The following is a 14,839-nucleotide window of genomic DNA, read 5'->3' on the forward strand; positions in this document are numbered from 1 at the left end:
AAGTAATTTTTAAGTACATATGATCAAGTTTAGTTAAAGTAAAAATATACTATTTTTTTTCACTAAGACCTAATAACATGAAAAAACCGACGAACGGTCAGGTTAAGTTTTCTTTAATTCTTAACATCGAGGGCATCTCGCAAGGCATTACCCATCATCATAAATGCTAAGGTCAGCAACATTATCGCCGTTCCGGGAACCATAGCCAAATAAGGCTTATCGAGAATAATATCGCCGTAGTAATCTTTTATCATTCCTCCCCAACTAGGAACCGGTGGCTGTGCTCCCAAGCCTAAAAAACTGAGTCCACTTTCTACCAAAATAGCTGAAGCAAAGTTTGCCGCAGAAATAACAATAACAGGTGCCATAATATTAGGAAGGATATGGTGAAGTATTATTCTCCAGTTAGTATATCCCAAAGCTCTGGCAGCCGTAACATATTGCATTTCTTTTACAGAAATAATCTGTCCGCGAACGACTCTGGCTACTTCAACCCACATGGTAAGTCCAACAGCTACAAAGACCTGCCAAAATCCTTTTCCAAGACTTAAAGTAATAGCAATAACCAGCAATAAGGTAGGAATTGACCATATTATATTGACAAGCCACATAACAAATGCGTCTACTTTTCCTCCATAAAAGCCACCCAACGCACCAAAAAAGAGTCCTACAACAAGAGAGATAAAAACAGCTACAAAACCAATAGCAATGGAAACTCTTGATCCTACCAGCATTCGGCTTAAATAATCCCTGCCAGCTTTATCAGTTCCTAAATAAAACTTTTGGTTTTTTATGTGTTCTTTTGCCGCATCTTCCAGATTGTTATATCCCGGAAAATCATTTAAGGTTGCTTCTTTTTGTATGATGACTTTAGGATCATCATTATATAAGGTGTAAACAATTTTGTCTTTTTCTATCTTAAAATCTGAAATTGGTTCTTTTGAAAATTTCTGTTCATGTCCCAAAAAGAAATCCCAAAAACTTGATTCCGTCTGTTCTTTCAGGGGAATAGAAAGAATTTTCACTTCAAAACCCGGCTTTTCTGATCGAATAGTCAGATCGCCCCAATTGGCATTTTCAGAATTATCGGGCGCTAAAACATAAGCAAAGATTGAAAGCAGCATCAGCAGTACTATAAATCCAAAACTGAAAACGCCCCAGAAATTCTTTTTGAATTTCTGGAGCGCTATTCCTGTTAATGATTGTGTGGATTTATTCATCAAAATGCCTTTAAGCCAATTATGACTTCACCAACTTATCTTTCTTTTTAACGTTTACAGTTCCTTTTATTGTCGCATTTGGCTGCAAATCATCTAAAACATTCAATGCTTCTTCTACATACACATCTTTTGAAAGACTTTCATGCCAACGATCTCTTTTTTCTTTTAAAAGATTATCATTCTTTACCATCTCATCTTCATAAGGCAACGAAGTAAATTTCAGTGTGTTTTTATAGTTAGAAATAGCTTTGTATTTTTTTGCTTTTTCTTCAAGCTGAGCCTGTTCTTGCTTGAATTTATCAATATTCAAACTAAATTCTTTCTCATCTTGTCTTTGTTTAAGCCACTTCGCATTTTCTTCAATCAGCTTGAACTGCTCATTTTTCTCCATTCTTCTCTTACTGTTTTCAACAGCCAGGTCAAAATTACCTTGTTTGTCCCAAACTTTATAATCGGCTGCATCAATTTTGTCCCAAGGCATTGCATTGTCAATATCACGCTCACCCATCTTGATATAGGAATACCTGTCTGGTAAGGCTACATCACTGGAAACTCCATTCAACTGAGTAGAACCTCCGTTAATTCTATAGAATTTCTGAGTTGTTGTTTTTAAGGCTCCAAGGTCGCCCATAGAGTTACTTCTCAGGAACTGATTCAGGTCAATTACGTTTTGTACGGTTCCTTTTCCATAGGTCTGAGTACTTCCTATAATTACGCCTCGTTTATAATCCTGAATAGCTGCTGCCAATATCTCTGATGCCGAAGCTGAGAAACTGTTAACCATAACTACCAACGGTCCGTCCCATTGTATTTTTGAATCTTTATCATACAGGATTTCTTTCTTTTTACCTGCTGATTTAATCTGAACAATCGGCCCTTTTTCAATAAACAATCCTGCAATATCTACAACTGTTTTCAAAGAACCTCCACCATTATCGCGAACGTCCATAACAATTCCCTGTACTCCGGCTTGTTTTAGTCTTTCAACCTCCAAAGCAATGTCTTTTCCGGCATCACGACTGTCAGCATTTTCAAAATCAATATAGAATTTAGGAAGGTAAATAATTCCGTATTTTTTACCGTTCTTTTCAACAATACTTGATTTTGCGTAGGTTTCTTCAATCTCTACTTCATCACGAATGATTGAAATTATCTTGATTGTACCGTCTGTTTTTTTAACGGTAAGTCTTACTTCTGTTCCTTTTGGCCCTTTGATTTTCTTTACTACATCGTCAATTCTCATTCCAACCACATCTACTGGCTCTTTATCGCCTTGTCCTACTTTTAGAACAACATCACCCGGCTCCAATTGTTTTCCTCTCCATGCCGGACCTCCTGAAATCAGTTCTGTGATTTCGGTAAAGTCATTTTTCTTTTGCAGACGTGCACCAATTCCTTCCAGTTTACCACTCATGCTCACATCAAAACGCTCTTTGTCGTCTGGTGCGAAATAAGAAGTATGCGGATCAAAACGGGTAGCAATAGAATTGATGTATACTGAAAACCAATCATCCCTATCCAAGTCCTTAATAAATCCGAAATATTCGTTCAAGGATTTCAACTGGCTTTCTCTGGTTTCTTTTTCAAGAACATCAAAAGGTTTTTTCTCGATTTCTTTTTTCTCTTTTTTCTGTTCTTCCTCTTTTTTAGCTTTTTCTGTAGCTGTCAAGTCAGAAAGATCATCATTATCGGCAACATTTTTACCTTCCTGAATTTCCAGTTTATTAGTAAGAGAAGCTAAAGTCGAAAGTTTAATCTGCTTGTACCATCTTTCTCTTAATTCATCTGAATTTTTAGCATAGGAATGCTCCGCATAATCGGTATTGAAGGTCTCATTCTTTTTATAATCAAAAGGTTTTGCTAAAATATCTTTATAATATTTTTTGCTCTCTTCAATTCTTTGTAGCAGACGGTTGTATGTCAAATCAAAGAATGTCAAATCTCTGTTTAAAATCTGATCATCAATCTTAGTCTCATATTTTGAGAATTCATCAATATCAGACTGAAGGAAAAATCTTTTCGAAGGATCTATCGCCTCCAAATAGCTTTTATATACTCCTTTTGAAAAAGTATCATCAATTTTTGCAGGATCATAATGTCCGCGCTCAATAACAAATGTCAAAAGCTCAAGAAGTAATTTATCTTTTTCAGGGTCATTTTTTAATTCTCTAGGAACGAAACTCCATAAGGCTGCAGAAAGTGCTACTACAACCAGTACTATCTTATAATTTCTTTTCATAAACTCCATTATAGCATTCATCAAATTTTGTTCTAAATTACTGAAAAAATTATGCCACGATTTTTTAAACCGCATAATTTTTTGTTAAAGATGATTTTAATTGAGGAATAAGGTTAAATCATTGCTGACATTGCTATTTTTATAAATTCAAAGTTATACAATTTTGTAACATTGAAAAACTTTAAAAAAGGTTATTTTTGTAATCTGTGCGGCCTATTTTACAGTAAAATTCCACAGCAAAAACAAACACATCTTACTCATTTTCAATAGCAAATGAGACAATAAATCACCTATGAAAAAGAAACCTTTAATTTTAGTTACAAACGACGACGGAATTTCGGCTCCCGGAATACGAACTTTAATTAGCGTCATGAAAGAAATTGGCGAAGTTGTTGTCGTTGCGCCAGACAGTCCACAATCAGGCACAGGACACGCAATTACTATCAACAGTACTTTATTCCTTAATAAGATAAGTCAGGGAGATGACACTCTGGTTGAATATTCTTGTTCCGGAACTCCGGTAGATTGCGTAAAATTTGCCGTTAATGAAGTATTGGGAAGAAAACCGGATCTTTGCGTTTCTGGAATTAACCACGGTTCCAATTCGTCCATAAATGTAATCTACTCCGGAACGATGAGTGCCGCAGTTGAGGCTGGAATTGAAGGAATTCCTGCAATCGGATTTTCTTTATTGGATTATGACTGGAATGCCGATTTCGAACCGGTTAAAAAATTCGTCAAAAAAATTGCGATGGAAGTTTTGGAAAATGGTCTTCCGGAAGGCGTAATCCTGAATGTCAATTTCCCGAAATTATCTGAAAAAGAAATCAAGGGAATCAAAGTATGCCGACAAGCAAAAGCCATGTGGTCTGAAAAATTTGACAAAAGGACATCGCCAATGGGACGTGACTATTACTGGCTAACCGGAAAGTTTGTCAACCAGGATAATGGCGAAGATACTGATGAATGGGCACTAAAACACGGCTATATATCGTTGGTTCCTGTTCAATTTGACCTGACAGCCCATCATGCCATACAGAATCTGAATACATGGAAACTCAATGACAATAGTTGATTTGTATCCATTTAAATTGTTAACAATATGAAATACTATATTATTGCCGGAGAAGCTTCGGGCGACCTGCACGGCTCCAATTTGATGAAAGCTATTTTTAAGAAGGACACTCATGCCGAAATCCGGTTTTGGGGCGGCGACTTAATGCAAGAAGCAGGCGGTACTTTAGTAAAACATTACCGAGATTTAGCTTTCATGGGATTTGCAGAAGTGGTCATGAACCTTAAGACTATCCTTAATAATATTAAATTGTGCAAAGCCGATATTCTGAAATTCAAGCCGGATGCCATCATTTTTATTGACTATCCGGGATTCAATATGAGAATTGCCAAATGGGCAAAAGAAATAGGCATTCCTACACATTATTATATCTCTCCTCAAATTTGGGCATGGAAAGAAAACCGCATCAAGGCCATCAAACGCGATGTTGATTTTATGTATGTGATTCTTCCATTCGAAAAAGATTTTTACGAGAAAAAGCATGGTTTTCCGGTTGAATTTGTAGGTCATCCGTTAATTGATGCCATCCATAATAGGACACATATAGACGAAACGTCTTTCCGAAAAGAATTTGATCTGGACGATAAGCCAATTATCGCCTTGCTTCCCGGAAGTCGAAAACAGGAAATTTCCAAAATGCTTTCTGAGATGCTAGCTGTAGTAAAAGATTTTCCAGCTTACCAATTTGTTATTGCCGGTGCTCCAAGTCAGGAATATGACTTTTACAAGCAATTTTTAAAGAACGAGAATGTTCATTTTATTTCCAACAGAACGTATGATTTATTGAGTATTGCTTCAGCAGCTTTGGTAACATCAGGAACGGCAACATTAGAGACGGCATTATTTAAAGTACCTGAAGTAGTTTGTTATAAAGGAAATTGGATTTCCTATCAGATTGCCAAGCGCATTATTACCTTAAAATACATATCGTTAGTAAATCTTATCATGGACAAAGAAGTCGTGACAGAATTAATACAAGGCGAATGCAATCCGAAAAGAATCAAGAAAGAACTACACAAAATTTTAGAAACCAGTCAACGGGAAAGACTTTTACAAGACTATGAAATCCTTGAAAAAAAACTGGGAGGCATTGGTGCGAGTGCAAAAACAGCTGGTTTGATTGTTGATAAGCCTAAAAAATAACAGTTATTTAACATCAAAAATAATCCGCTCGATTTCAATTCGTTACAATCCAAAAATTCTTTTAAAAATTTACTTATCAACAATTTCTTGATAAGATTTTTGCTGATTTTACGAATTTTCTATTATATTTGAAATCTGTTATATAATAATCAGATTATTAAACCGTTGTTTATCTAAACATATAGCATTTGAAAAACGAATAATTCTCCGGAATTTTTATTAATAAATCTAAAGCAAATTCGCCCCTAAGTTTTTGTTTTTGCTGAAAAATAAAAAATAAATATGTCTGCAAAAAAAATCTTTTTACTGTTCTTCCCAATATTTTTATTGGTATCGACATCAGGCCACTCGCAAATTATTACCACAAAAAAAGAAGCTCTTAAAAAAGGAGTTTACGAAAAACCTGTAGAAAAGAAAACTACTGTTGTTGCAGACAAAACTGTTTCGGCTCCTGTTGCTGTTGCAGATAAAACAAAAGCTACCGCTACTAAAAACACTAAGACTGTCAAAAATAAAAAGAATGTTATCGTAGAGCAGGAAGATCCGGAACTTATCGCATCTGCCGCTCCAACTGAAAGCTATATTTCTCTTCAATTAATTAATAATGCCATGAATTTCCTTGGTGTCAGATATCGTGGTGGTGGAACTACTACTGCCGGTATGGATTGCTCAGGAATGGTTACCGCTGTCTTTAATCTTTTTGATATCAAATTGCCAAGAAGTTCACATGACATGGCTTTGATTGGTGAAAAAGTTGATACAAACGATATCAAAAAAGGAGACTTAATTTTCTTCAGAACCAACGGAAGAAGAGTTATCAACCACGTTGGCGTTGTTGTTGAGAAAATTGGAGATGAGATAAAATTCATCCACTCTTCAACAAGCAAAGGTGTTGTGGTTTCATCCACTAGTGAGCCTTACTACAAAAGAACATTTGCTCAGGTCAACAGGATTATCCAACAGCAATAATTTCACTTTTTGTTAAATTTTCAGTATTTTCGGTTTATGAAAATATTGAAATTCCCTTTAGCTAGAATTACCATTTGGTTTGTTCTAGGAGTACTCGCCGCATTTTATTTTGAACCGAATCCACTACTCTCCCTGATTAGTTGTGGAGTTGCTGTTCTTCTTTTTGGAGTAGCTTATTATTTTTCCAAAAAAGATTTTATTCAGAAAACCTATTTCGGATATGCGACCTATCTCGTCTTTTTCTGTGTGGGCATTATTACTCATGCTTTACATAATGAAAAAAATTCCAGGGTTCATTATACGCATATAATAGACGGAGGCAAACACTCCGTAGAAGTTATTCTTCTTGAAAAACTAAAAAGCAATCCCTATAGCCATCGCTATATTGCAAAAGTTACTGCAATCGATTCAGTAATTGTCAAAGGGAAAATTTTGCTGAATATCAAAAAAGAAAGTCTAAAAGAAGAGTTTCAAATTGGAAGCCGGCTTTTGATATCTGGCACTATCTACGAACCAAAAGAACCAGGCAATCCCCATCAATTTGATTATAAAAAGTATTTAACTTATAAATCTGTTTATGGACAAATGTATGCTGACGCTCCAGCAATACAGATGAGCTCTAAAACTGAAAAAAGCATCTGGTATTATGCCGCGCGTTTTCGCAGCAACATTATCCAAAATCTTAAAAAATCAGGTTTTAGAAACGAAGAATTGAATGTGGCTGTGGCATTGATTTTAGGTCAGCAGCAAGATATTTCACCAGAGTTATTGAAAGATTACCAGTTTGCCGGTGCCGTACACATTTTATCCGTATCCGGACTCCATGTGGGATGTCTGATGCTTTTTATTGGATTTCTTCTCAGTCCTTTACCAAAAACCAGAACAGGTAATATTCTAAAACTGACTATCCTATTAACTTTTCTTTGGATTTTTGCACTTATTGCCAACTTTTCGCCATCGGTTACACGTTCGGTTGTTATGTTCAGTTTTGTCGCTATAGGAAAATATGCCCTCAGAAAGACCAATATTTACCATACGCTTCTTGTTTCCGTATTTATCATATTGCTTTTTGAGCCTTCTTTTATCTTTGATATTGGGTTTCAGCTTAGTTATTGTGCTTTGTTTTTTATTGTCTGGTTACAACCGTTGTTCAGTTCCTTATGGAAACCCAAAAACATAGCGGTAAACTATTTCTGGGATATACTTACCGTCTCTTTTGCTGCCCAAATTGGCACCTTTCCTTTAAGCCTTTATTATTTCCACCAATTCCCGGGATTGTTCTTTATTACCAACCTGCTTGTTCTGCCTTTATTGGGAATTATCATGGCGCTAGGCGTTTTTGTGATGTTGTGGGCTTCTTTTAGCATTGTTCCGTCGTTCCTTATCAAATGCCTTGAATGGAGTCTTTATATCTTAAATAAAACAATCAACCGGATTGCTTCTTTTGAAACTTTTGTATTCCAAGATATTTCTTTCAATTGGCAGATGTTATTGTCCTGCTATCTCCTGTTGTTTGCCACCATACTTTGGTTCAAAAAGCCCAATTTTCAAAAACTTTCTTTAGCATTAGTTGGTTTAATTTTATTCCAATTGGCTTATCTGGGAAATGAATTTACTTCAAAAAATCAAGAGGAGTTGATTGTGTTTAATGCCAAAAGAAATACGATTATTGCTCAAAAAAAGGGGACGAGAATAACAGTTTTCAGTAATCAAAAATTAGCTGATCCGACAATGGATTTTATTATGAAGCCTTATTTGACAGGAAGTTTTGGTCGTATTGCTGCAGCAGAAAGAATCGGGAATTTAATGTATTTCAAAGAGAATAAAATCCTGATTATTGACAGTCTTGGCATTTCTCCTAAAAACCAGCAGCCGGATATTATCATTTTGTCTCAATCTCCAAAAATAAATCTTGAAAGGACAATTCAGAATGCAAAACCAAAAATGGTTATTGCTGATGCTTCAAATTATCGGACAGATGTTGAGCGGTGGAAAACAACCTGTATAAAAGAAAAAATCCCTTTTCACTCAACTGTTGAAAAGGGATTTTATAGCTTATCTAAATAATTTAGATCTTAATCAGTGGCATTAGCTGCTCTGGAGTATGGTATCCAACAATAGGATTTTTTACTTCTCCTTTGCTGTCAAAAATATACATTGACGGATATCCTTGTACTCTTAAGAACATAGTGAAATCGTGAACTGCATTACGTCCTTTTCTTTCAGCGTCAAATTTTGGGTTTGTATATTTTTTCCCTTTATAATTTACTTCAGAATCACCTTCAGCATTAAACTTCACAGCATAATAGTTTGCATTGATGTAATCTGCTATTTCTTTTGCCTGAAAAGTATTTTTATCTAACATCTTACATGGACCACACCAATCAGTGTATACGTCCATAAAAATTGGTTTTGGTTTTTTCTTTTGTGCCGCCAAAGCCTGATCTAATGTCATCCATTTGACTTCTTGGGCATGAACTGCAGCCATAGAGCCTACGGCTAAAAATAGTGCTAAAAGTAATTTTTTCATTTTTTTATAGTTTTTAATATTGGATTCAAAAATAGTGCCGTTTTTAAGCTACATTATTCTCTTTCATAACACTGTTCAGCCATTTCAGCATCAACAACAATACGATTGCCGCTGCCAAAACCAAACCAAAGTTAAGGAAGAAGAAGTTTTCTTTCTGTGGCATTTCTTCCCAAAGAGAAGACAGCATTCCTGAAAGTTTGTTTCCAACAGAAATCGCCAGGAAGAATCCACCCATCATCAAGGCAGTAATCCTTGGAGGTGATAATTTAGATACTAAAGAAAGTCCCATTGGAGATAAACATAGCTCACCAATTGTGATTACGCCATAAGAAGCAATTAACCACCAAGAACTTGCTTTCATAGTCAGGTCGTTTGTTGCAAAAACAGCTCCTACCATAACCAAAGCTGATAAGGCAGTGATTAATAATCCGATAAAGATTTTTGTTGGCGTGCTCGGTTCTTTCTTTTTTCTTCTTAACCAGCTAAATACTCCTACTACCAATGGCGTCAAAACCACTACCCAGAACGGGTTGATAGATTGGTATAGCTCTGTTGAATATAATTTTAAATCTGTTCCTTTTGCCGGAACCTGATCGCCTGGCAAAGTCGCGAAATATTTTCTTGATTTTTCTAACTGACCTATTTCGCTTGAATATTTTCCTTTTGCGATTAGTTCTTCTTTAGAAACTGCAGGCATAGCAGCTTCTTTAGCACGCATTTCTTCTATTGTCTTGTCAAATGTAGCCTGATCTGCAGAAACGATATCATTGTTTACAACAACCTGTGCCATTCCTAATTTGTCAGCTACGTTAGAAACTGCTGTTGGCATATTTCTGTCTGTATGGTCTTCTGCCCAAACGGTCAAGGCATCTCCATTTTGGTGGAAAATTGCAAAGAACAAAATAACGCAGGTAAATACTGCCAATAATGCCTTAATTGCTCTACTTTCTTTAGCTTCAGCTTTGAATGCCAAATAAATAAAGAATCCTATTACCGGAATACATCCAATGATGAAGGCATCATTTGTATCTGAACCCAAGAAATTTCCTGGTATCATGTATCCTATTATACCAAAGATAAACATTGGAAGAACTGTTAAGCCTAAGATTTTTCCAGTTGACATATCCCCTTCTTGTACAGGCTTGATTACGTCAACATGTTTGATATGTTTTGTTCCGATTAAGAATACAACCACACCAATCAACATTCCTACTCCAGCTGCTGCAAAAGCATATCCCCAGCCATAGTTGATTCTCATATAAGCTGCAACGAAATTACAGATAAATGCACCTACGTTGATTCCCATATAAAAGATGTTGTAACCCGCATCTTTTTTATCTTTCATATCATCACCGCTGTATAAATTACCTACAAGCGTAGAGATATTTGGTTTAAAGAATCCGTTTCCTAAAATAATACAGAATAAGGCGATGTAGAAAGTAGTTGTACTATGGATTGACAACAAGAAGTAACCTGTTGCCATCATCAATCCACCCATGATGATTGATTTTCTGTATCCTAATACTCTGTCAGCAAGCAATCCTCCAATAAAAGGAGTCAAGTACACCAGACCTAAATATGTTCCATAAATGTCAGATTTTTTAGCTGGATCAAATCCCATACCTCCATTATTCCATCCATCTAGCATATAGAGGGAGAATATCCCAAGCATCAAATAATATCCAAATCTTTCCCACATTTCTGTTCCAAACAAGAACCAAAGTCCTTTAGGGTGTGATCGCTTTACTGTTGTTTCCATTTATTATAGTTTAAAGTTAGTGTTATATTTATCTTACTCCGTGCATTAGTTTTTTCAGCACAGGATTTAAGGCTACTACGATGAATCCCGCGACAATAGGGACTATCGTAAAGATCAGGAAGAAGGTACTCATGTCGTATTCTTTCGTAATACCTTCAATCATTCCACCCAGCGAACCTGCCAATTTATTCCCGATTGCAATCGCAAGATACCACATCCCGAACATAAATGCAATCATTCTTGAAGGCACCAATTTACTCACATAAGAAAGACCAACCGGCGACAGACATAATTCTCCCCAGGTATGGAACAGATAAGCTAATATAAGCCAAATCATGCTTACTCTTACAGCACCCGCTTCAGCTCCGGAAGGAATAACTCTTGCTCCGTAAGCTAAAATTGCGAATCCTAAGCCCATGATAATTAATCCGAGTCCGTATTTTACAGCGGCACTTGGATTATATTTGCTGTCCCACCATTTAGAGAACATCGACGCAAAAGCAATAATAAAGAAGGAATTCAATATACTAAACCATGAAACTGTGACTTCTACCTGGTTTTCTTTTAACTGAACTACTTCTGCTTTTATAATTTTCGAATCTTTTGTCGCGCTCTTATAATCATTCCTGATTTTTGTTTCCAGGTCTTTTGTCAGATATACAAAATTTCCAATCTCGTTATGCAATACTACCTTATCATTTACTTTCAATGCATCTTTGCTTGAAATTGTAACCGTCTGGTCGACTACTACATCCGTTGGTTTTAAAACGGTAGTTTCTGTAACAGCGTTGAAATCAAAAAGCAGTTCTCCATTTTCATCGAGGGCCTGTTTTTTAGTTTTTTTGTCAATCTGTACCGTTTTGATAGCCTGATATTTCAGTTCATAGGCTTTTGAATTATAATCATTATTCAACATCCAGACTACAATTCCCCATACTCCCAAAAAGCTCAATGCCAATACAATATTCGATGTAGCAATTTTTTTAGAGGTCTGTTTGAACAACAGAAACAATACCCATGAAACTAATGCAAGCGGTATAATGGTAAGCAGCGTGTTGATAATATTGAAAATAACAGCTTGATTTCCCATTAAAGTCCTGTCTGTAAAATCTCTAGCAAAAAGCACAAGTGATGTCGCTCCCTGTTCAAAAGATAACCAAAAGAATACGGTAAAGAAGGCAAAAATAATTACGGCAATCATTCTATGACGCACTACTTTCGTATAACGTGCAATCCTAGAAATTACCAAAAATAAAAACAACACCAAACCGATAATCGTAATTACAAGTGATCCCGGCAAAATATCTTTTGATACTAAAAATTCCTGTGGCAATAAATGAATGTTTCCAATTTTTGATGCCGGATCATCAATCAGGTACAATAATCCTATAATTGAAGTAATAACAATCAGTATCTTATCAAGCATCGTAAAAGGATTACGCTTGTCTTCCGGTTTTTCCTCAGCTTTTGGTTTCGTAATATCAATCTGTCCGTCTGGCGAGATTACTTCTACAACTTTATTCTTTTTTGGAACATCGCCAATTGAACCGAACAATGGTTTTGCCAACCAAAACTGTAAAGATCCAAGAAGCATAAAAATCCCAGCCAGTCCGAAGCCCCAGCTCCATCCGATTTTTTCTGCAAGATAACCGCAAAGCATCATTCCGAAGAAAGCGCCGGCATTTACTCCCATATAGAAAATGGTATAGGCTCCGTCTTTTTTCTCCGGCAAATCCTTATACATTTCAGAAATAATAGAAGTCATATTCGGTTTAAAAAAACCAGTACCAATTACCAGCAATCCCAATCCAAAATACATTGAAAATTCTGTTTCAAGTGCCAATGAAGCGTGCCCTAAGGTCATGATAAGCGCTCCAATGACAACCGCCCAGCGGTAGCCTGTAAATTTATCGGCAATAATTCCTCCGGCAATCGGAGTTAGATATAGAAGTCCGGCATACGTTCCAAACAAGGCACCTGCATTTTCTGACGACCATTCCCAGCCCGGATTGGTTCCTATAGCTGCCATGGTCAAGAAGTTAATTAACAAAACTCTCATTCCGTAGAAAGAGAATCGTTCCCACATTTCAGTAAAAAACAATACGAATAATCCTGATGGATGGCCTAAAACTTTTGATTTGAAAAAATCGTTATTGGATGTGATTTCTGACATTATAAATTTTTATTCTTATTATTCTTAAGCAACTTTAGCGTCTGCCATTAATTTTTTCAACAATGGAGATATCAATAGCAGGACAATTCCAGCTCCGACAGCAATATAACCGATACTTGCATAACCATTTGTATATTGAACCAATTTATCAACATTGGTCGGGTTTTCTATAGAAGTATCAACTTTAGCCAAAGCCGAACCAATTAATCCTGCTCCATATTGACCGTATGCACTCGCTAAAAACCATGTTCCCATCATAACACCGTGTAATCTGCTTGGAGTTAATTTTGTAATCATTGACAAACCGATTGGAGAAAGGCAAAGTTCCCCTAATGTTATTACAAGATAGGCTCCTACAAACATCCAAAGCGGAGTCAATCCTGTTGGAGTAGCAAAAAACTTACTCACAAAGAACACTAAAAATCCTAATCCTAAGAATATAAATCCTAATCCGAATTTAACAACTGTATTGGGTTCCGCTTTTTTCTTGTTTAGAAAAATCCAGAACATACCAATAATCGGTGCAATCAAAACAACCCAAAGTGCATTTGCCGAGTTGTTAACCTGCGTCATGTTAAAGCCTTTGTTATCGACATTACCATTGGCAAAAAAGTTTAATGATCCGCCACCTTGCTCAAAAAACGACCAAAACAAAACTGAGAATAAAATCAAAATAATAGCAACAGCCATTTTCCCGAATTCTTCTTTTGTTACATCAAATAAGGTCTTAATTAAGTAGATCAGAATCAAAACCGCAATGGTAATCATAAACACATCGCTAAACTGTACATAATTTGGAACCGCTTTTCCTTCAGCGTTTATTACTTCTCCTAACAAAAATGTCAGGTTTACATCAAATGGATAATACACCAATACAAAGAAAAAAGGTATGAATAATAGTGATCCTATGTAAACCAAAAGGTTTTTGCTGATTCCAAACTTTTTTTCCTGTAATTTTTCAGGCTCAGGCGGCAATCCGATTGGCCCTAAAGTTTTTTGCGTGAAGACAAACAAAATCAAACCACATATCATACAAACTCCTGCCAATGCAAAACCTAAAGACCAGCTTACAGAAGTACCTATATAAGCAATGGTCAAGCCGCTTAACAACGCTCCAATATTGATTCCTGAATAGAATAATGAAAATCCTGCGTCTCTTCTGGAATCGTCTTTCCTATACAGCGAACCTACCATTGTGGATATGTTAGGTTTGAAAAAACCATTTCCGACAATCAAAATACTAATTCCCAAATAAAAAGGAAATGCGCCCGGAACAGCCATAATAAACGTCCCGATTGCCATCAAAATACCTCCCCAAAAAACGGATTTTCTAAATCCAAAAATCTTGTCAGCAAATAATCCTCCAACAAACGCCATTGCATAGATAAAGGCCTGAATTAGTCCGTATTGCTTATTCGATTTGCTTTCTGCATCATCTTTAACCTTTTGCTGTGAAGTCTCAATGTAATATCTTGGATGGCTTTTATCTAAGACTTCTTTGTTTTTTTCCAAAAACTCAGTTTTCTTCGCTTCTAATTCTGCAGGAGCCAAAGGTTTATAATCAGCTGAAAGTACCAAGTGGGAAATATACAACGCCAAAAGCGCCCTCATTCCGTAAAACGTAAACCGCTCCCACATTTCTACTAAAAACAGATACCATAATTGTTTTGGATATTTTCCTTTGAAATTTTGAATTTCTTCTAAGGTAGGAGCTGTTGTATTCATCTAATT

At 36.1% G+C, this 14,839-nt stretch carries 10 protein-coding genes; 4 read left to right on the top strand and 6 right to left on the bottom strand.

Annotated elements, in window-relative coordinates:
• Positions 1-113: 113 nt before the first annotated feature.
• Together ABH942_RS06840 and ABH942_RS06845 are read right to left on the bottom strand one after the other, a co-directional pair.
• The gene (locus tag ABH942_RS06840) at positions 114-1,220 is read right to left on the bottom strand and encodes an ABC transporter permease (protein WP_370030448.1); all 1,107 of its coding nucleotides are present in this window, start codon (positions 1,218-1,220) and stop codon (positions 114-116) included.
• Positions 1,221-1,239: 19 nt separating this feature from the next.
• On the bottom strand, positions 1,240-3,480 hold the full coding sequence (locus tag ABH942_RS06845) for a carboxy terminal-processing peptidase (RefSeq protein ID WP_370030450.1): 2,241 nt from the start codon (positions 3,478-3,480) through the stop codon (positions 1,240-1,242).
• 271 nt (positions 3,481-3,751) lie between these two features.
• On the opposite strand from ABH942_RS06845, the gene surE reads away from it, so the two are divergent.
• The 4 genes from surE (at position 3,752) to ABH942_RS06865 (ending at position 8,713) form a co-directional block, all read left to right on the top strand.
• Positions 3,752-4,534 carry a 5'/3'-nucleotidase SurE gene (gene surE / locus ABH942_RS06850; protein ID WP_370030452.1) on the top strand — a complete coding sequence of 261 codons (783 nt, stop codon included), beginning with the start codon at positions 3,752-3,754 and terminating at the stop codon, positions 4,532-4,534.
• Between the two features lie 27 nt (positions 4,535-4,561).
• Complete coding sequence (gene lpxB, locus ABH942_RS06855) at positions 4,562-5,677, top strand: lipid-A-disaccharide synthase (protein WP_370030454.1); 1,116 nt, start codon at positions 4,562-4,564, stop codon at positions 5,675-5,677.
• A gap of 282 nt (positions 5,678-5,959) precedes the next feature.
• Entirely contained in the window at positions 5,960-6,646 is a 687-nt protein-coding gene (locus tag ABH942_RS06860; RefSeq protein ID WP_370030456.1) for a C40 family peptidase, read from the top strand.
• A gap of 36 nt (positions 6,647-6,682) precedes the next feature.
• Positions 6,683-8,713 (top strand): ComEC/Rec2 family competence protein, encoded by a 2,031-nt coding sequence (locus tag ABH942_RS06865; protein WP_370030459.1) that lies wholly within the window; start codon positions 6,683-6,685, stop codon positions 8,711-8,713.
• Position 8,714: 1 nt separating this feature from the next.
• Here the strand turns inward: ABH942_RS06865 and ABH942_RS06870 are convergent, their stop codons facing one another.
• From ABH942_RS06870 to ABH942_RS06885, 4 genes are read right to left on the bottom strand one after another with little or no spacing between them, the layout of a single operon-like run.
• Entirely contained in the window at positions 8,715-9,176 is a 462-nt protein-coding gene (locus ABH942_RS06870; protein ID WP_370030461.1) for a thioredoxin family protein, read from the bottom strand.
• Positions 9,177-9,219: 43 nt separating this feature from the next.
• On the bottom strand, positions 9,220-10,935 hold the full coding sequence (locus tag ABH942_RS06875) for a peptide MFS transporter (protein ID WP_370030463.1): 1,716 nt from the start codon (positions 10,933-10,935) through the stop codon (positions 9,220-9,222).
• 28 nt (positions 10,936-10,963) lie between these two features.
• Positions 10,964-13,108: a peptide MFS transporter gene (locus tag ABH942_RS06880; RefSeq protein ID WP_370030465.1), complete on the bottom strand. Its 2,145-nt coding sequence runs from the start codon at positions 13,106-13,108 to the stop codon at positions 10,964-10,966.
• A gap of 24 nt (positions 13,109-13,132) precedes the next feature.
• A complete protein-coding gene (locus ABH942_RS06885; protein WP_370030467.1) occupies positions 13,133-14,833 on the bottom strand; it encodes a peptide MFS transporter in 1,701 nt (566 codons plus the stop codon).
• Between the last annotated feature and the right edge of the window lie 6 nt (positions 14,834-14,839).

Source organism: Flavobacterium sp. 28YEA47A (genome assembly GCF_041262125.1).
Lineage (GTDB): Bacteria > Bacteroidota > Bacteroidia > Flavobacteriales > Flavobacteriaceae > Flavobacterium.